Raw genomic sequence first — 17008 nt, forward strand, 5'->3', positions numbered from 1 at the left:
AGTGTCGAATGAGGCGACCGGACCTGGTCCGGTGTGATCGGGTCGTCGTCGGGCCGGGAACCTAGCGTCGAAGGCGTCACCAAGGAGGGAACAACGGGTGCTGGATCGGCTCAACGCCGCGCTGGACCACCTCGAACAGCGGCTCGACCAGCCGCTCGACGTGGCCGCGCTGGCCCGGGTAGCGGGCGTGTCGGAACACCACTTCGGCCGGCTGTTCTCGGCGCTGGCCGGGCTGCCGCTGTCGGAGTACGTGCGCCGTCGCCGGATGACGCTGGCGGGCGCCGACGTGCTCGCCGGCCGGGAGTCGCTGCTCGACGTGGCGGTCCGCTGGGGGTACGGCTCGAACGAGGCGTTCGCCCGCGCGTTCCGGGCCGTGCACGGTGTCGGGCCGACGCAGGCCCGGCAGGCCGGTGTGGTGCTGCGGTCCCAGCCCCGGATGTCCTTCCGGCTCGTCGTCGAAGGGAACACCAGCATGGACTACCGGATCGTGACCAAGGACGCCTTCCGGCTCGCCGGGTTGACGGCGCGGGTGCCGCTCGTGCACGAGGGGATGAACCCGCACATCGTGGCGTTCGTCAGGGGCATCGACCCGGCCACCGTACGCCGCATCGAGGCACTGTCCGACCAGGAGCCGCACGGCATCGTCAACGTCAGCGCCGAGCTGACCGGTTCCCGCGACGAGGGCACCGAGCTGGACTACTGGTACGCGGCGGTCACCGGCGCGGACGTGCCGGACGACCTGCGCAGCCTGCCGGTCGAGGCCGGTGACTGGGCGGTGTTCTCCAGTTCCGGCGCGTTCCCGGTGGCGGTGCAGCACCTGTGGCGGGCCGTGTTCACGTCCTGGTTCCCGTCCAACCCGTACGAGACCCGGCCGGGGCCGGAGATCTCGCGGGTGCGGGTCGCCGCGGACGGCGGCACCGCCGACGCGGAGCTGTGGATCCCGGTGCGCCGGGTCTAGGGTCGCGCCGCCGCTCGCGCCACCGCCGCGGCTCGCGCCAGCGCGGCCGGCACGTCGTGCACGTGGTACGGATGTTCGCCCGGCTCGATCGCGGCGAGGAACATCGCGTACACGGCGGCCAGCCGCAGCGGCGCGACCGGTCGCAGCAGGTCGACCGCCCGGCGCGGGTCGCTGCCCGGCACGTCGACGCGCCAGCGCCGGGCCCACGCGTCGACGAGCCGGTCGGCGGCGTCCGCGGCCTCGGTGAGACGCAGGATGTCGAAGGCGGGGTGGCCGACGAACGAGTCCGCCCAGTCGATCACCGTCCGGTGCCCGTCGTCGCCGCGGACGTTACCGGGGTGCAGGTCGCCGTGCACGAGCGTGTCCGGCAGGCCGCAGTCGCCGACCTGCCGCAACCGCCGGTCGAGCCCGTCGAGCAGATCCGCGGCGGCCGACACGTCGTACCCGGCGAGCCGCTCGTGGATCCAGCCCGCCAGCCGCGCCCCGCGCAGGTCGGGCACCCCGGCCGCGACCAGCTCACCGACCACCCCGCACGCCCGCCACTGCACTGAATGATGCTCGGCCGCGACGGCGGCCCGCTCGCCTTCCCCGGCCCCGTACCGGTCCGCGCCCGGCACGTCCGCCAGCAGCATCCGCCCCTCGCCGTCGGCGGCGAGCACGACCGGCCCGTTGATCAAGGAGTTCGTGCCAACAGGGAAGGCCAGGACCGTGGGCTCGTGGCGGGCGAACGGGGGGAGCTGCTTCAGCCACGCCGGGCCCCGGTCGGTGTCCAGGCGCCAGATGGCGGAGAGGTTCCAGGTGCGCTGCTGCGCCACCGCCGTCACTCGGCGGCCGAGCCGGCGCAGCTCGCCGGTCGCCCAGGCGACGCTGCGGGCCGGGCCGCCGGCCTCCGCCCACGGCTGGCGCAGCGGATGCGGCGCCAGGTCCACTGTCGCCGGTTCCAGGGGTACGCCAAGTGCGTTCACGGCCGGTTCCAGGGGTACGCCGGGCGCGTCGACGACCTGCGCCAGGTAGCGGACGTGGCCGCCCGGCGGCGCGGGACGGTCGGCGTCGAGCAGCCGCAGCACGGCGACCTCCAGACCGTGGCGCTGCCGGACGGCGTCGACGATCGAAGCGACCTCCTGCCACCACGGCTCCGGCACGGCGAACGGCGGCAGCGCGCCGAGCGGGCGGCCGGCGGAGTCGAGCAGGACCAGCGACACGGTGCGGGACACGGCCGGACGGTATCCGGGCACCCCTACGGGAGGCGAGCGGATTGATCGGGGTCCGGTTCGGGACCGCTCCCCGATGTCAGGGGCGCGGGTGCCCGGAACGCTGAGGCGATGAGCCTTCTCGATTCCCGCACCCGTCCCGCGTACCAGTGGTTACGTCCGGTCGCCGCGACGTCGGCGGCGCTGCTGCTCGGCTACGGCCTGCTGCGCGTGCTCGACCGCCTGGACGGGCACAGCGACAAGGGCGCCTGGGCGTGGAACACCGGCCACACCCTGTTCCTGCTCGGCGTCCTCGGCTTCGCCGCGCTGATCGTCGGGCTGCACGGTCTGCTGCGTACCCGGTCGTCGCGGTTGCGGACGCTCGACGACGTGGCAGCGCTGGCCGGCCTGGTCGGCGCCGCCGCGTTCGTCTGGGTGATCCTCGGTGACCTGTTCCCGAGCTTCGCCGACGCGGTGCGCACCCCCGGCCTGGTGTTGTTCGGCGGGCCGCTGCTGTTCGAGGTGGGCCTGCTGGTGCTGCTGTACCGGGCGGCGGCGGCCCGGCTGCTGCCGGTGTGGGCGCCGGTGCTGGTGCTGGCCGGGTTCCTGGCGATCGCGGTGAACCTCGACCTGCTGCCGGTGGGCGCCGCGCTGGTGCTGGCCGGGCTGCTGCCGCTGCGCGTCACCCCGCGCCCGGTGGCCTGACCGGCGTCACCGCCAGACGGTACGGCGGAACCCCTTGTGACCGGCGCACACGTCGCGCTGGCCGCCGGTGCGGCTGACCGAGCCGTCGCGGCACTGCACCAGCCAGCCGCGGTCGGACCAGAACCCGGGTACGCACTCGAACCAGTCGCAGACCTTCGCGGCCGGCCTGCGGATCCGCTGCCCGCCGCAGAAGTCGTACCCGAAGGGGTTCGCCGGGGCGCCGCAGCGGCGCTCGACCGGCGGCTGCGGCGTGCCGCGCGGCGGCGCGGGACGGGCGCGGGACGGCTCGGGACTGGTCGTGGGCCGGACCTGGACGGCGGGCGCGACATGCGGCGGCGCGGGGGTGCCGGTGGCCGCCGGGGTCGCGGCGGCGGCGCGCTCGGAGCCGGCCCGGGTGGGCGGATTGGACTCGACGAGCATCGCCGGCACGATCAGCGCGAGCGCCGCGCCGACAGCCACCGTCCGCCGCCCGCCGGGCACCAGCGCGGTGATGCGGGCCTGGGCCGGGGTGAGAACGGCCGGACGTTCGGGCCGCGCCGCGGTGTGCTCCGCGATCAGCTCGTCCAGTTCGGCCACGACCGCGGCGCGCTGCTCGATCGCGTCGGCGAACGCCAGCGTGAGCGTGAACCGGAAGTCGGCCGCCGCGCCGGTGGGCAGCAGCAACCCGGAGGTACGCCGCCGGTCCAGCACCTGGATCAGGGTGACCGGCGCGCCGGGGTCGTGGGACAGGCCGGTCATCCGGCCGTACGCCCAGTCGCGCCGGCCGCGTCCGCCGAGCAGCACCAGACGCCGGTTGGTGAGCACGGCGAGCCCGGCGTCGACCACCTTGACGCCCTCGGGGCGACGGGGGCGCAGCACGGGCGGGTCGGGGTCGACCGTCAGTTCGGGGGCCGGCAGCACGGCGGTGTGCCGCACCTCCACCAGTTGCGCGGCCGGGAGCGCCCAGAAGACCACCTCGCCGGGGGCCAGCTCCATCGGCAGGCCGACACCCGCCTGGGCCGAGCCGTGGAAGGACACCGCGAGCGTACGCAGGCGGCGCAGCTCGTCGTCGCGGCGTCGCCACGCCTCGTCGGCCGCACGGAAGACCCGCTGCCGCCGCTCGTTCTGTCGGTGCGCCCACCGGTACCGCCATGTGGAACCCGTCGAATCAGTCTTCGCCACGCCGACTCCTCCGCCGCGCGAGCCCACCAATCGGGGTGTCATTCATGTCAACGGTGCGGCAGGGGTACCAAGACACGCGAAAGTCGCCAATTAGACCGATCGGCTGATTGACCGACACAATCGGCGGAAACTCCCGCGTCGATTCACGTTCCGTGCCACCGGCTCCCGGCGGTCCCGCTTCGTCATGCGGGCGGGTGGCCACGTCGGTAACGTCAGCCGCAACGGTGGGCCGGACCGCGCCCCCCGGGCGGCGAGGAGGTGCACCGGTGGGCGACCCGGCCGTGGTGGTGGGAGTGGACATCGGCACCACCAGTTCCAAGGCCGTCGCGTTCGACACCACCGGCCGGCAACTGGCCAGCCACTCGATCGGCTACCCCCTGGAGGAGCCGAACCCGGGCTGGGCCGAGCAGGACCCGGACCTGATCTACCAGGCCGTCCTCGGCGTGATCCGTGCGGTGGTCGACGAGCTGGGCCGGCCGATCGCCGGCCTGTCGTTCAGCACCGCGATGCACAGCCTGATCGGGCTGGACGCCGACGGCACCCCGCTGACCCCGTCGATCACCTGGGCCGACTCCCGGGCCAGCGCGCAGGCCGAGCGCCTGCGGGCCGCGCCGTCCGGGCTCGCCCTGCACCGGCGTACCGGCACCCCGGTGCACCCGATGGCGCCGCTGCCGAAGCTGGTGTGGTTCGCCGAGCAGGAACCGAAACTGCACGAGCGGGTCGCGCACTGGGTCGGCATCAAGGACCTCGTGCTGCGGCGGCTCGCGGACGCGCTCGTCACCGACCACTCGGTCGCGTCCGCCACCGGCCTGATGGACATCCACCGGCTGGCCTGGGACGCCGAGGCGCTCCGCGTCGCCGGCATCACCGAGGAGCAGCTCCCCCAGCTCGTACCCACCACCCACGTGCTGCCGGGGCTCACCGCCCAGGCGGCGCGCGCGACCGGGCTGCCGGCGGACACCCCGCTGGTGGTGGGCGCCGGCGACGGTCCGCTGGCCAACCTGGGCCTCGGCGCGGTGCGCCCCGGCGTGGTGGCCTGCTCGATCGGCACCAGCGGCGCGATGCGGGTGATGGTGGAACGCCCCGGCGTGGACCCGCTCGGCGGCGTGTTCTGCTACGCGCTCACCGAGGACCGCTGGGTGGTCGGCGGCGCCATCAACAACGGCGGGATCGTCCTCCAGTGGGCGAACGACGCGCTCGCCCCCGAACTGGGCGAGCACGCCGAGGAGGAACTGCTCGACCTGGCCGCCACGGCGCCGGTCGGCTCCGGCGGGCTGATCATGCTGCCGTACCTGCTGAGCGAGCGGGCGCCGCACTGGAGCGCGCTGCCCCGCGGCGCGTACGTCGGGCTGACCCACGGACACGGCCGGCCGCACCTCGTCCGGGCCGCGCTGGAGGGCGTCTGCCAGCAGCTCGCCCTGGTCCTCGCCTCGGTCCGGGCGGCCGGCAACGAGGTACGCGAGGTCCGCGCCAGCGGCGGCTTCGCCCGCAGCGCGCTGTGGCGGCAGATCCTCGCCGACGCGCTCGGCATGCCGGTGCGGTTCCCCGCCGGGCACGAGGGTTCCGGCTTCGGCGCGGCGCTGCTCGGCATGCAGGCGCTCGGCATTATCGAATCGATCGAGGTCGCCGCCGACCTGGTCCGGATCGAGGAGACGGTCCGCCCGGATCCCGCCTCCGCCGCCACGTACGCGGCACTGCTGCCCCTCTTCTCCGAGCTGTACGACGCGCTCGTACCCACGTTCGCGTCCCTGCGGCGGATGGCGCCGAGCCTGCCGCCGGAACCACCACCCACCGCACCACCCCGCTGATCGACCGAAGGGCGTGATAGCCGTGGTCACACTGCTCGCCGCACCCGCGGAACCGCTCACGAACGCCGGTGACACCCAGCTCGTCCTCGCGGCCCTGCTGGGCATCGCCGCGGTGGTGCTGCTCATCGCGTGGGGGAAGGTGCACCCGTTCCTGTCGCTGATCCTCGGCGCCGCGGTGCTCGGCGTGGTCGCCGCCGTACCCGTCGACAAGATCGTCACGTCGTTCAGCGGCGGGGTCGGCTCCACAGTGGGTGGCGTGGGCCTGCTGATCGCGCTCGGCGCGATGATCGGCGGTCTGCTGGCCGAGTCCGGCGGCGCGGACGGCATCGTCGAACGGGTGGTCGGCCGGGTCTCCGGCACCGCGCTGCCCTGGGCGATGGCCGGCGTGGCCGCGCTCATCGGCCTGCCGCTGTTCTTCGAGGTCGGCGTGGTGCTGCTGGTGCCGATCGTGCTGCTCGTCTCGCTGCGGGTGAACGTCCCGCTGATGAAGATCGGCATTCCCGCGCTCGCCGGCCTGTCGGTGCTGCACGGCCTGGTGCCGCCGCACCCCGGCCCGCTGGTGGCGATCGACGCGCTCGGCGCCAACCTGGGTCAGACGCTGGCGCTGGGCCTGCTGGTCGCGATCCCCACGGTGATCATCGCCGGTCCGGTCTTCGGCAACTTCATCGCCCGGTACGTGCCGGCCACCGCACCCGCCGAGCTGCTGCCGACCCGGCGCGACGCCGACGACCGCAGCCCGACCCGGCCCGGCGACGGCCGGCTCGACGCCGACGGCGACCTGGTCACCGAGGACGACCTGGTCAACCCGGGCACCGGACGGCCCGGCGGCGCGATCGACGAGCCGGCCGGACGGCGCTCGCGCCGCGCGCCGGCGCTGTGGGCGGCGGTGGTCACGGTGCTGCTGCCGGTGGTGCTGATGCTGCTGCGGGCGATCGGTGAGCTGACACTCGCCGAGGACACCGCCGGCCGCAAGGCGCTGGACATCGTCGGCACCCCGATCATCGCCCTGCTCGCCGGCGTCATCTTCGCCATGATCTTCCTGGGCTACCGGTCCGGCTTCAGCCGTACCCAGGTCTCCGGTTTCCTCGGCGGCTCGCTGCCGCCGATCGCCGGCATCCTGCTGATCGTCGCCGCAGGCGGTGGCTTCAAGCAGGTACTCGTTGACGCCGGCGTGGGCGACCTGGTCGCGAACGCCGCCGACGGCGCGAACCTCTCGCCGCTGCTGCTCGGCTGGCTGGTGGCGGTCGGCATCCGGGTCGCCACCGGCTCGGCCACCGTCGCCACCATCACCGCCGCAGGCATCGTGGCGCCGCTGGCCGGCACGCTCGCCGGCCCCGAGGTGGCGTTGCTGGCACTGGCCATCGGCTGCGGGTCGCTGTTCTTCTCCCACGTCAACGACGCCGGCTTCTGGCTGGTGAAGGAGTACTTCGGGCTGACCGTCGGGCAGACCATCAAGAGCTGGTCGGTGATGGAGACCATCATCTCGGTGGTCGGTTTCCTCGGCGTCCTGCTGCTCGACGTCTTCATCTAGCGGGTCAGGGAGCCTCGACGCCGGAGATGCGGAACTTGTGCACCTCGGCGCCGAGGATCTCCGTCACCTGCTCGGCCTCCGGGCCGGAGCCCCGGAACGCCAGCAACTGCTCGTCGGACTCCCACCGTTCGTATACGTTGATCCGGCCCGGCTCGACCAGGTCGGCGCTGACCGCGAAGTCCACGCAGCCGGGCGCGGCGCGGGCCGCGCGGACGGCGGCCTCGCAGGACGCCAGGTAGGCGTCCCGCCGGGCCGGATCGACGTAGAGGGTGCCGGCGACGATGAGCATGCCGGCCATCCTGCCACGGACCCCCGTCAGGACCGGGTGATCGCGTTGGCGTGGATCGCCTCGTTCAGGTACGCGGCCATCCCGGGCCGCAGCGTCTCGAAGTACGCGGTGAACCGCGGGTCCGCCACGTACATGTCCGCCAGGCCGGTGTGGATCTCGTACGAGCAGTCGTACCACCACTTCGTGATGAGCTGCCGGTGCTCCTCGGCGAGCGCCATCGCCTCCGGCCCGTCAGCGGGCGCGCCCGATTCCATGAGCGCGGCGAACCGCCGCCCCCAGTCCTCGTTCTCCGCCTTGTTGCGCAGCCAGTCCTCCTTCGAGTAGCGGCCCGCGCGCTCCTGCGACTGCCGGTACGCCTCGGTGTCGCCCCAGCGCTGCTCCGCCTCCTCGGCGTGCTCGTCCGGGTCGAAGTCACCGAACACCTCGAACCGCTCCTCCGGCGTCAACTGGATCCCCAACGTCCTCGCCTCCATCGCGTGTTCGATCGCCGCGACCATCTCCTGGAGCTTCCCGATCCGCCCGGACAGCAACTCGTGCTGCCGGCGCAGGTGCGCCACCGGGTCGGCGTCCGGATCGTCCAGGATCTCGGCGATCTCCTCCAGCGGGAACCCCAGCTCGCGGTAGTACCGGATGAGCTGCAACCGGTCCAGGTCCGCCTCGTCGTAGCGGCGGTAGCCCGTCGGCGTGCGCCCGCTCGGCCGCAGCAGCCCGATCTCGTCGTAGTGGTGCAGCGTCCGGACCGTCACCCGGGCCGCCCGCGCCACCTGGCCCACCGTGTACGCCATGGTTCCCTCCCTTCCGCGACAAAGACTCCCGCCTCCCGCTGCGTGAGGGTCAAGCCGGAGATGCGTACTCCGTCAAGTACTCGGCGTCGCCGACGACGAACTCGCCGTACCCGAACCGGTCGCCGAGCGCGACGAGCCGCTCGTACTGGCTGCGTCGCATCGGCCAGGTGCAGTTCCGAGCGATGCGCAGGCACCAGCGGAGGGCCAGATCTGGCGAACAGGACCGGTTGCACCGGAGGAGAGCGTCCCGCAGCGCCCCGCCGGGATCCCGCGCGTCCGGCAGACCGTCCGTCAGCGCCTCGATCTCGCCAGCGACGGCATCGGCCAGGCTCTGGTCCTGCGCCGATTCCGGCTCCGCACCGCCCGGACCGTGCCGGGAGAGCCAGTCGTCGCACTCCCGGACGATCGTGGCGAACCAGTCCGGCCCGGACGGCCATGTGCCGTCCGGGCCGAACGAGAAGGTGTGGTCCGATCCGATGTACCACAGCAGTTCGACCTCGGCGGGCCTGAGCCCTGTACGCATCAGGAAGGCGTCGCTGCGAAGCGCCCGCACCTCACGCGGGTCCGTCTCCGGGCCGAGGAGCCGGCCCAGGAGGTCCAAGGGCGTGCCCTCATATCGCCAGTCCTGGTGGAAACGACCGACGAAGCCGGTCAGACCGAAGTCGAAGCTCGAAACGGAGGTCATCGGTTCCCTTTCTCAGGGGACACGCCGGAGGGGCCTCCCGCGATAGCGGAAGGCCCCTCCGAAATCAGCTCCCGGGTCAGGCGCTGACCTTATCCTTCTCCGGGGCGGCGAAGGTCGCGTTCGGCGGGGTGCGGACGGCGTGCACCAGACCGGCGGCGGAGAGCAGCAGGAGCAGGCCCGCGCCGAGGTACATGGCCAGGGCGCCCTGCTCGGCCTTGCGGCCGAACTCGCTGAAGCCGTACGAGGTGAGCAGCAGGCCCCGCAGCGTCTCACCCTTGAACACGGTCTCCCGCTGTGCGGTTACCTCGGCGAGCTGCTTCTGCAGGTCGGCCAGGTTGGCGGCGTTGCTCTGCTCGGCCTGGGCCACCTGCTCGCGCAACGCGGTCTGCGGCTCGCCCAGGTCGGCGTAGGTCTTGCCACCGGCCATGTTCTTCAGGTGCAGGCCGATGTACTCGTTGGCGTAGCACTCGGCCTGCTTGCCGGTGGTCATCTTCTGGCCGGCGTACTCGCGCAGGCAGTCCGACTTCTTCTCCTCGTCGGAGAGCTTGTCCGCCGGGGTGAAGGTGATGTTCTGCTCGCCGAGCTGGCTGCGTACGTAGTCGTTGGCGAAGTTGGCGTTCGTCGTCAGGACGACGCCGACGACGAGCAGCAGGACCGCCAGGCCAAATCCACCGATGCTGAACAGCAGGTCGAGCGTCCGTCGCTTCATATCAAACTCCCGTGTGGAGACGTCTTCATCCGTTTACGAGGAATATCATGACCGCGGCGCATCGCCCCTGAGCAGGGTCGAACCCCCTGTCCCGTCCGGGACCTTCGGCCCCCGTGTACCCGGGCCGGTCAGCGCTGCGCGCCCGCTCCGGACAGCGCGGGAAGCAGGTCCGGCAGGGCGGCCGGGCGGCCGTACCGCCAGCCCTGACCCTGCCGGCAGCCGATCGCGGTGACCGCCGCGTGCTGCGCGACCGTCTCCACCCCCTCGGCCACCACGGCCAGGTCGAACGCGCCGGCCAGCCGGTTCACCATCTCCACCGTGGCGTACGCACGGGCGTCATCGGCGTCCAGCCGGGACACGAACGACCTGTCGATCTTCAACTCGGTGGCCGGGATGCGGTGCAGGTAGCTCAGCGAGGAGTACCCGGTGCCGAAGTCGTCGATGGCGATGCGGACACCGAGGTCGCGCAGCTGGGACAGCCGGTCGAGCACCGAGTCGCTGCCCTCGATCAGCGCCGACTCGGTGAGTTCCAGGGTGAGCGCGCGAGGCGGCAGACCGGCCGCGCCGACCGCGCCGGTGACGGTGGCGATCAGGTCCGGCCGGCACAGGTGGGCGGCGGCGATGTTCACCGCGACTGTCACGTCGGGCGCGTGCTCGCGCCAGGTGGCCGCGGCCCGGCACGCCTCGTGGATGACCCACCTGTCGATGGCCACGATCAGCCCGGTCTCCTCGGCCAGCGGCAGGAACCGCGCCGGGGTGAGCACACCCAGCCGGGGATGCCGCCAGCGCACCAGAGCCTCGGCGCTGCGTACCGTGCCCGTGTCGAGGTCGACGATGGGCTGGAACTCCATCAGCAACTGGCCCTCGTCCACCGCGCGCCGCAGGTCGGCGATCAGCTCGGCCCGGCTGACCGCCGACTCCCGCAGTTCCGGCGTGCACGTGCGGTACACGGCCTTGCCGGCCGCCTTCGCCGCGTACATGGCGATGTCGGCGTCGCGGAGCAGGTCGGTGTGCGAGGTGTGCTGCGGCCCGTACTCGGCGATGCCGATGCTCGCCGACGGGTGGACGCCGAGATCCTCCTCACCGGGCAGCGGTTCCAGAGCGGCCAGCAGCCGGACCGCGAGCCGCTCCGGTGACACCTGGCGCTCCCCGGCCACCAGCACCGCGAACTCGTCGCCGCCGAGCCGGGCGATCATCCCGTCCGGGCCGACCGCGTCCCGCATGCGCTCGGCGGTGACGGTCAGCAGGCGGTCCCCGGCGGCGTGCCCGAACCTGTCGTTCACCTGCTTGAAGCCGTCCAGGTCGAGCAGCACCACGGCGACGGGGCCGCCGGCGCGCAACGCCCGCCGCAGCCGCCGGACGAACGTCAGCCGGTTGGGCAGGCCGGTGAGCTGGTCGGAGTACGCGAGCCGGCGCAGCCGGCCGACCAGTCGCAGGTTCTCGTTCGCGGCCAGCCCCTGGCGCAGTGCCAGCACGCCGAGCAGGCCCATCATGCCGACGAAGACCACCTGCGGGGTCTGCCCGCTGGGCTGCCGGGACAGCAGGACCGCGACGATCGCGCCGCCCACCGGCAGGTACGGCAACGCGACCCGCCACCAGGGCGGCAGCGGCGAGTCGACCACGTCGTCCTCGCCGTCCTCCTCGGACCGGGGCGGATAGCGGGTGGCCAGGCCGACCAGCAGGTAGCTCAGCGGCCAGCAGACGTCGACCGGATGACCGGGCGTGTAGTCACCGCGTGCCACCAGGGAGACGTAGACGGCGTCCGCGCCGGACCGGATCGCCAGCCCCGCCCCGATCACGGTGAGCGCCCGCCACATCGGCCGGGCCGGGCCGGCGACCGCCACCAGGATGGTGAGCTGCATCAGGTCGAACATCGGGTAGAGCAGCCCGAACGTCCGCATCGGGTCGGCCAGCCCGGCGTCGGTGATCCGGTGGAACACCACCACCCAGCCGATCGGGATGAGAGCCAGCCCGACGATCACCCCGTCGAGCACGGTGCGGGCCCGGCCGATCACGCTGCGCGGGCCGGTACGGGAGCAGAGCAGCGCGCCGGTGCCGGTGACGATGCCGGCGGCGAACAGGCCCGCCACCAGCGGAGTGTGGGGCAGGCCGAGCCCGCCGAGCCGTTCCACCGTCCACACCGCACGGCCGAGCGCGGCGAGCATCATGGTGGCGGCCAGCAGTTCCCAGAACCGGCGCAACGTGGCCGGCTGCCGTCGCGCCGCGCCGACGCAGAGAACCGCCGCCCAACTCGACACCGCCATCGCGCCCACGTCGCTCACGAGCGCCGCGCCCGGCAGCCGGGCGGCCAGCCAGACCATCTCACCGAGTACGACGACAGCGGCCGCGACAAGTCCGACACGGCCGACGAGCGGATGACGGGCCGGCGCCGCGGCGGCGAGGCTCACGTCGTGCTGGGATACAACGATGCGCTCCGGCTCTCTTCCAGACGTGCACCCTCGACGACGAGGACCGGACGACGGACGGCGCAAGCCTAGCCAGCGCCGGGGACTGCCGCCAGACTCGACGACTGTCGGTCAGCGGACCGCAGGCGGGTGCCGGTAGAGGGAGACCAGGACGCCGTAGCGCGCCTGTCCCGGCGGCGCCTCCTCCGCCTCGCCCACGAGTTCGTCCAGCGTGGACCGCAGGCGCCGGGCCTGGGCCGGGGTGAGCCGCAGGTGCCGCAGGTGTACGAGCGGGTCGGGGTCGCCGGCGAGTTCCTCGGCGTACGCGCCCAGCAGGGCCGCGGTGGCGCCCGCGTCGGTGTCGGCGCCGACGAGGCGGCGGAACGTGCGCTCGTGGTAGCGCTCGGTGCCGCCCCGGACCTGGCGGCTGTGCGCCGGGCGGACCATGCCGGCCTCGGTCAGCACCCCGAGGTGGTGGGCCACCGTGCCCTTCGCCGCGCCGAGGCGGGTGGCGAGCTGGCTGAGCGTGGCGGGTCCGCCTCCGAGCGCGAACAGCAGCCGGTGCCGGAACGGGTGGGCCAGCGCCTTGAACTGGGCCGGTTCGCGGATCTCCAGCGGATCGTCGGTCACCGTGAAAGCGTCTAGCTCTCTTGACGCTTTGTCAACCGCCTGCTCTACTGCCCATCATCGCGAGAACGGGGGAGCCGATGCGTCCGGACGAGATCACGAGCATCGTCGAGCGGGCCGCCGGCCTGGTCGCCGACGAGTACGTCCTTCCCGACGTCGCCGACCGGGTCGCCGGCCACCTGCGCGAGCGCCTGCGCGCCGGGGCGTACGCCGGGGCGGACGACCCCGCCACGCTCGGCGCGCTCGTCACCGCCGACCTCCAGTCGGCCAACGGCGACCTGCACCTGCGGCTCAAGCACCACGAACAGCCCCTGTCCGACAAGGCCGACGACCCGACCGGGGAGCACTTCGCGCGCCTCGCCGCGCTCGGCATGGGCGGCGTGACCCGGGTGCAACGGCTACCGGGCAACGTCGGGCTGCTGGAGATCCAGCCGTACGTGTTCCCGCCCGACCTGGCCGGCGACGCGCTGACCGCCGCGCTGCGGCTGCTCGCCGGCACCGACGCGCTCCTGCTCGACCTGCGCGGCACCGAGGGCGGCAGCCCGGACGGGGTGGCGCTGATCTGCGGCTGGTTCTTCGCCGAGCCGACGCACCTGCACACCATGCACGAGCGCTCCGGCGCCACCCGCCAGTTCTTCAGCGCCGCCTGGCTGCCGGTCCCCCGGTACGCCCCGGACAAGCCGGTGCACGTGCTCACCGGTCCGGCCACGTTCTCCGGTGGCGAGGAACTGGCGTACGACCTTCAGCAGTTCGGCCGGGCCACAGTGGTCGGTGAGCCCACCCGGGGCGGCGCGCACCCCCGGATCGGGCACCGGCTGCACCCGCACCTGGAACTGACGGTGCCGGTGGCCCGGCCCGTGCACGCGGCGAGCGGCACCAACTGGGAGGGCTGCGGCGTCGCCCCGGACGTCGCGACCCCTGTCGGCCGGGCGCGCGACGTCGCGTACCGAAGGAGCCTGGAGGCGCTGCTGGCGGCGGACCCGGACCGGCCGACGGCGGCCGAGGCGCGGACGGCCCTCGCCGCCCTGGGCTGAGCCACGCGGGTCAGGACCAGTCCTCCGCCGGGGCCGGGTCCGGCGGCGCGGCGGCCGTGCCGGGCGGTCCGCCGTGCGTCCACGGCGTCTCCTCCGGCGCCGGGAACGCGCCACCCGGCAGGAACCCGTCGGACAGGCTGGTCAGGCAGATCCGCTCGCCCACCTCGGGGACGCTGCCCGGCGGCGCGGTCAGCCCCCGGCCCATCCCGCCGGACAGCTCCAGCACCACCTCGGTCTTGCCGTCGCCCCCGGGCGTCACGAACACGACAGTCGCCTTCTGCGCCGGGCGGGCCGGGGAGTACAGCGTCGCGCCCGCCGGCATCGGCACCGGCTCGGTGGTGACCACCTGGATGCGCGGGCGCAGCACCGGGCGCCTGCCGGAGTCGTCCACCCGCGCCGGATCGGCCAGCGTCACCTCGCCCACGAACGCCTCCCCGGACAGCCGGTGCTCGGCCATCACCAGCGGATCGTCGTAGGCGCGCTGCACCGCCCACGCGGTCGACGCGCGTTCCAGCCGCTGCAACCGCAGCGCCGCCGCCACCGCGCCGTCGCGCCTCGGCTGCGGACCGCCCCCGGCGTCGACGTGCTCGGCGTGCGCGGTGAACGCGTCCCGGTCACCGGCCCACCGGCCGGTCACCCGCGCGCCGGCCGGCAGCGTCCGCAACAGGCCGACGCCGCGCCACATCAGCTCCCAGGTGGGCGCGAGCTGGTCCCGCAACAGACCGGCGAGCTCGTCGTACGCGGCCGCGCGCCCGACCGGGTCGTCCTCGGCCCGGGTGTACGCCTCGATCGCCGGGGCGAGCCGCCGGTTGTCGAAGTCCGGGTCGGTCGCCGGACCGGCAGGTGGGCAGTGTTCCGGGTCCTCGGCGCGGGCCGCCGCCTCGGCACCGGTCATCCCCGGAGGCGGGTCGAGCCAGCCCAGCACCGCCGGCAGATGCAGATCCTCCACCACGCTCTGCCCGGTCGCCCAGTGCAGCGTCAGCGCGTCGGTCAGCGCCAGCAACGCCGACGAGCCGGGCTGCTCGGCGCGCTCGGCGAAGAACGTCAGCCAGCGGCCCAGCAGCGGCACCGACGGGTGCACCGGATAGTCCCCGTCGGTGCGGCGGAACCGGGTCGAGCGGCCGAACAGCCGCAGGAACGTGATCCCGGCCGGGTTCGGCACCAGCAGTTGCGGCGCGTCCACGTACCGGTGGCGGACGTCGCGACCGCGGTCCACCGGCACCGCCTCGGTCAGGTCGCGGAACTCGTCCAGGTACGGCAGCACGATCCCGGCCAGCTCGGCGGCGAATGCGAACCGCTCGTCCCGGTTGCGCGGCTGCGGCACCACGAGCAACCGGGCCTCGTCGGGAGCGGCACCCACCATCGCCGCCAGCGGGGCGTTCGCCTCACCTGCGAGCGCGAGCGGCACCACCACCAGCGGCCGCTCCGACAGGTGCAGGTGGCGAACCGTGGCCACCGGCTGGGCCCGCCCGGCGGCGACCGCCTGCGCCCGGGCGAGCGCGCGAAGCGTACTCACGCGGGGTGTCCGGCGAGGGCGTCGGCGCGCAGCGTACTCATGCGGTCTGTCCGGCGAGAGCGTCGGCGCGCAGGCGCGCGGCGGCCCGCAGCAGCGCGGCGGCCTCCGCCTGCTCCGGTTCGGGCGCGGCCACGCCCTCGGCGAGCGCCAGCACGTCGGCGACCTCCTCGACGCCGCCCAGCGCCTCGCGGACCGGCCGGCCCAGCGCCCCGGTCTGCCCGCGCGCCTCGTGCCGGCAGAAGTACGCCAGCTCGCAGGCGGCCAGGCAGTCCGGCGCGTAGCGCGCGGGCACCTGGTGCAGCGCGGCGGCGAGCGTGGCCGGATCGGCCGCCGGGTCGACGGTGAACCCGGCCGGTACGGCGGCGAGCAGCTCCTCGACCCGGGCCATCCGGGCCAGTTGACGGCGCAGCACCAGCAGCTGCCGGCGCACGTCCAGCAGGCTGGCCACCGGCCGGTTGGCGAAGTCGCGCGGGCAGACCAGCACCACCTCGTGCGACACCAGCTCCGGGTCACGTCCCTCGGCGGCGAGCAGCTCGCGCAGCGCCAGCACGTAGACGGCGGACTGGATCGCGGCGGCGGCCACCTTGCCCGGGTCGGCCTGCCCGTCGATCACCGGGAACGACTTGATCTCCACGACGTGGAACCGGCCGGCCAGCCGCGCCGCGACCAGGTCCGGTTCCAGGTGCACCCGGGTACCCGCCACGTCCAGGCCGAGCAGCGGATGGTCGAACAACGCCGGGCCGTCGCCGCTCGCGGTCAGCGCCGCCCGGGACCGCTCCGGCCGGTCCGCGTCCGCACCGAGATCGGTCCAGGTGGCATCCGCCGGGACCGGTACGCCGAGCCGCTCCGCGACCAGGCGCAGCAGTTCCTTCCCGCCGTCGGCCTTGACCTGGGCCTCGAAGGCGTTGCCCCGGGTGATCGCGAAACGGGACTGGCCGAACCGGGCCGGGAAGCCGAGCCGCTCGGCGAGCGCCGGCTTATCCGCGCCGGCGCTGTCCAGCACCGCGCGGCGGGTGCAGCCGGGGTTGCCGGTCAGCGCGGCGATGGTACGGGCGTTGTGCCGCCGGGGCGGCTCACCACCCCTGATCCGTGCCAGCCGATCTTCCACCCGATGAAGTGTAAGGAAGGGCCCCTTGTTAACGCCTCCGGTAGAGGAAGGGCCCCTTGTTAACACGGCGCGTCAGCGGTCGGCGGAGCGGTTCCAGGGCGAGCGCGGGGACTGCGCGCCCGCGACGCGACGACGCCGGCGGCGGTGCCGAAGGCCGGGCGTGCAGGGCGGGCGGGCCGCGGTGTGCACCGGTACGGCGACCGGGGTGTCCGGCTGGCGGCCGATCAGCCAGAAGAGGAAACGGGTCACTGTCAGCCGACCGGGAGGCGCTGGGCCTCGGCGCGGGAGATGTCGTACTCGGCGCCGCAGAACGTGCACTGCTGCGCGTACCGGGTGCGCAGCGGGATCAGCGGGATGAAGAAGAGGCTGAACTTGGTGACCCGGCGGGTGATCACCTGGGCGGCCTGGTTGCCGCAGTTGCGGCAGACCTCGGTGACGACGCCGGACCGGACGACCTTGGTCCGCAGCCCGAAGATGAAGAACATCGCCCGGCATTA

At 73.8% G+C, this 17008-nt stretch carries 17 protein-coding genes; 5 read left to right on the forward strand and 12 right to left on the reverse strand.

The window, feature by feature from the left end; all coding sequences use genetic code 11:
- Positions 1 to 97 precede the first annotated feature (97 nt).
- Positions 98 to 958, forward strand: a complete 861-nt coding sequence (locus tag O7604_RS04080; protein WP_281578900.1) for an AraC family transcriptional regulator — start codon at positions 98 to 100, stop codon at positions 956 to 958.
- Here the strand turns inward: O7604_RS04080 and O7604_RS04085 are convergent.
- A complete protein-coding gene (locus O7604_RS04085; RefSeq protein WP_281578901.1) occupies positions 955 to 2172 on the reverse strand; it encodes an aminoglycoside phosphotransferase family protein in 1218 nt (405 codons plus the stop codon). The genes O7604_RS04080 and O7604_RS04085 overlap by 4 nt on opposite strands.
- Positions 2173 to 2280: 108 nt before the next feature.
- On the opposite strand from O7604_RS04085, the gene O7604_RS04090 reads away from it, so the two are divergent.
- Positions 2281 to 2853 (forward strand): hypothetical protein, encoded by a 573-nt coding sequence (locus O7604_RS04090; protein WP_281578902.1) that lies wholly within the window; start codon positions 2281 to 2283, stop codon positions 2851 to 2853.
- Positions 2854 to 2859: 6 nt separating this feature from the next.
- On the opposite strand, the gene O7604_RS04095 is transcribed toward O7604_RS04090, so the two are convergent.
- Entirely contained in the window at positions 2860 to 4014 is a 1155-nt protein-coding gene (locus O7604_RS04095) for a hypothetical protein (RefSeq protein ID WP_269701925.1), read from the reverse strand.
- Between the two features lie 266 nt (positions 4015 to 4280).
- On the opposite strand from O7604_RS04095, the gene O7604_RS04100 reads away from it, so the two are divergent.
- The gene (locus tag O7604_RS04100; protein WP_281578903.1) at positions 4281 to 5822 is read left to right on the forward strand and encodes a gluconokinase; all 1542 of its coding nucleotides are present in this window, start codon (positions 4281 to 4283) and stop codon (positions 5820 to 5822) included.
- A gap of 22 nt (positions 5823 to 5844) precedes the next feature.
- Positions 5845 to 7353: an SLC13 family permease gene (locus tag O7604_RS04105; RefSeq protein ID WP_281578904.1), complete on the forward strand. Its 1509-nt coding sequence runs from the start codon at positions 5845 to 5847 to the stop codon at positions 7351 to 7353.
- A gap of 4 nt (positions 7354 to 7357) precedes the next feature.
- Here O7604_RS04105 and O7604_RS04110 read toward each other — a convergent pair whose 3' ends face one another.
- From O7604_RS04110 to O7604_RS04135, 6 genes are all read right to left on the reverse strand, one after another.
- Entirely contained in the window at positions 7358 to 7642 is a 285-nt protein-coding gene (locus tag O7604_RS04110) for an antibiotic biosynthesis monooxygenase family protein (RefSeq protein ID WP_091418876.1), read from the reverse strand.
- A 26-nt stretch (positions 7643 to 7668) separates the two neighbouring features.
- Positions 7669 to 8427: a MerR family transcriptional regulator gene (locus O7604_RS04115; RefSeq protein WP_281578905.1), complete on the reverse strand. Its 759-nt coding sequence runs from the start codon at positions 8425 to 8427 to the stop codon at positions 7669 to 7671.
- A gap of 49 nt (positions 8428 to 8476) precedes the next feature.
- Positions 8477 to 9112 (reverse strand): hypothetical protein, encoded by a 636-nt coding sequence (locus O7604_RS04120; protein WP_269701932.1) that lies wholly within the window; start codon positions 9110 to 9112, stop codon positions 8477 to 8479.
- Between the two features lie 76 nt (positions 9113 to 9188).
- Positions 9189 to 9821, reverse strand: a complete 633-nt coding sequence (locus O7604_RS04125) for a hypothetical protein (protein ID WP_269701933.1) — start codon at positions 9819 to 9821, stop codon at positions 9189 to 9191.
- Between the two features lie 128 nt (positions 9822 to 9949).
- Positions 9950 to 12229, reverse strand: coding sequence for an EAL domain-containing protein (locus O7604_RS04130; protein WP_269701934.1), 2280 nt, complete (start codon positions 12227 to 12229; stop codon positions 9950 to 9952).
- Positions 12230 to 12358: 129 nt separating this feature from the next.
- Entirely contained in the window at positions 12359 to 12856 is a 498-nt protein-coding gene (locus O7604_RS04135; RefSeq protein WP_281578906.1) for a helix-turn-helix domain-containing protein, read from the reverse strand.
- Positions 12857 to 12933: 77 nt separating this feature from the next.
- Between O7604_RS04135 and O7604_RS04140 the strand changes: the two genes are divergently transcribed.
- Complete coding sequence (locus O7604_RS04140) at positions 12934 to 13887, forward strand: S41 family peptidase (protein ID WP_281578907.1); 954 nt, start codon at positions 12934 to 12936, stop codon at positions 13885 to 13887.
- 10 nt (positions 13888 to 13897) lie between these two features.
- On the opposite strand, the gene O7604_RS04145 is transcribed toward O7604_RS04140, so the two are convergent.
- From O7604_RS04145 to O7604_RS04160, 4 genes are all read right to left on the reverse strand, one after another.
- Positions 13898 to 15403: a hypothetical protein gene (locus O7604_RS04145; RefSeq protein ID WP_281578908.1), complete on the reverse strand. Its 1506-nt coding sequence runs from the start codon at positions 15401 to 15403 to the stop codon at positions 13898 to 13900.
- Positions 15404 to 15440: 37 nt separating this feature from the next.
- The gene (locus O7604_RS04150) at positions 15441 to 16511 is read right to left on the reverse strand and encodes a hypothetical protein (RefSeq protein WP_281578909.1); all 1071 of its coding nucleotides are present in this window, start codon (positions 16509 to 16511) and stop codon (positions 15441 to 15443) included.
- Positions 16512 to 16583: 72 nt separating this feature from the next.
- Positions 16584 to 16760 carry a hypothetical protein gene (locus O7604_RS04155; RefSeq protein WP_269701943.1) on the reverse strand — a complete coding sequence of 59 codons (177 nt, stop codon included), beginning with the start codon at positions 16758 to 16760 and terminating at the stop codon, positions 16584 to 16586.
- A gap of 2 nt (positions 16761 to 16762) precedes the next feature.
- The gene (locus O7604_RS04160; RefSeq protein WP_269701945.1) at positions 16763 to 16996 is read right to left on the reverse strand and encodes a zinc-ribbon domain-containing protein; all 234 of its coding nucleotides are present in this window, start codon (positions 16994 to 16996) and stop codon (positions 16763 to 16765) included.
- Positions 16997 to 17008: the final 12 nt, after the last annotated feature.

The organism is Micromonospora sp. WMMA1947 (assembly GCF_027497355.1).
GTDB lineage: Bacteria > Actinomycetota > Actinomycetes > Mycobacteriales > Micromonosporaceae > Micromonospora.

Bases quoted from the DNA above. Each gene is read 5' to 3' on its own strand.
- O7604_RS04090 (WP_281578902.1), top strand. From the start codon at position 2,281: ATGAGCCTTCTCGATTCCCGCACCCGTCCCGCGTACCAGTGGTTACGT.
- O7604_RS04110 (WP_091418876.1), bottom strand. From the start codon at position 7,642: ATGCTCATCGTCGCCGGCACCCTCTACGTCGATCCGGCCCGGCGGGAC.
- O7604_RS04115 (WP_281578905.1), bottom strand. From the start codon at position 8,427: ATGGCGTACACGGTGGGCCAGGTGGCGCGGGCGGCCCGGGTGACGGTC.
- O7604_RS04120 (WP_269701932.1), bottom strand. From the start codon at position 9,112: ATGACCTCCGTTTCGAGCTTCGACTTCGGTCTGACCGGCTTCGTCGGT.
- O7604_RS04125 (WP_269701933.1), bottom strand. From the start codon at position 9,821: ATGAAGCGACGGACGCTCGACCTGCTGTTCAGCATCGGTGGATTTGGC.
- O7604_RS04140 (WP_281578907.1), top strand. From the start codon at position 12,934: ATGCGTCCGGACGAGATCACGAGCATCGTCGAGCGGGCCGCCGGCCTG.
- O7604_RS04160 (WP_269701945.1), bottom strand. From the start codon at position 16,996: ATGTTCTTCATCTTCGGGCTGCGGACCAAGGTCGTCCGGTCCGGCGTC.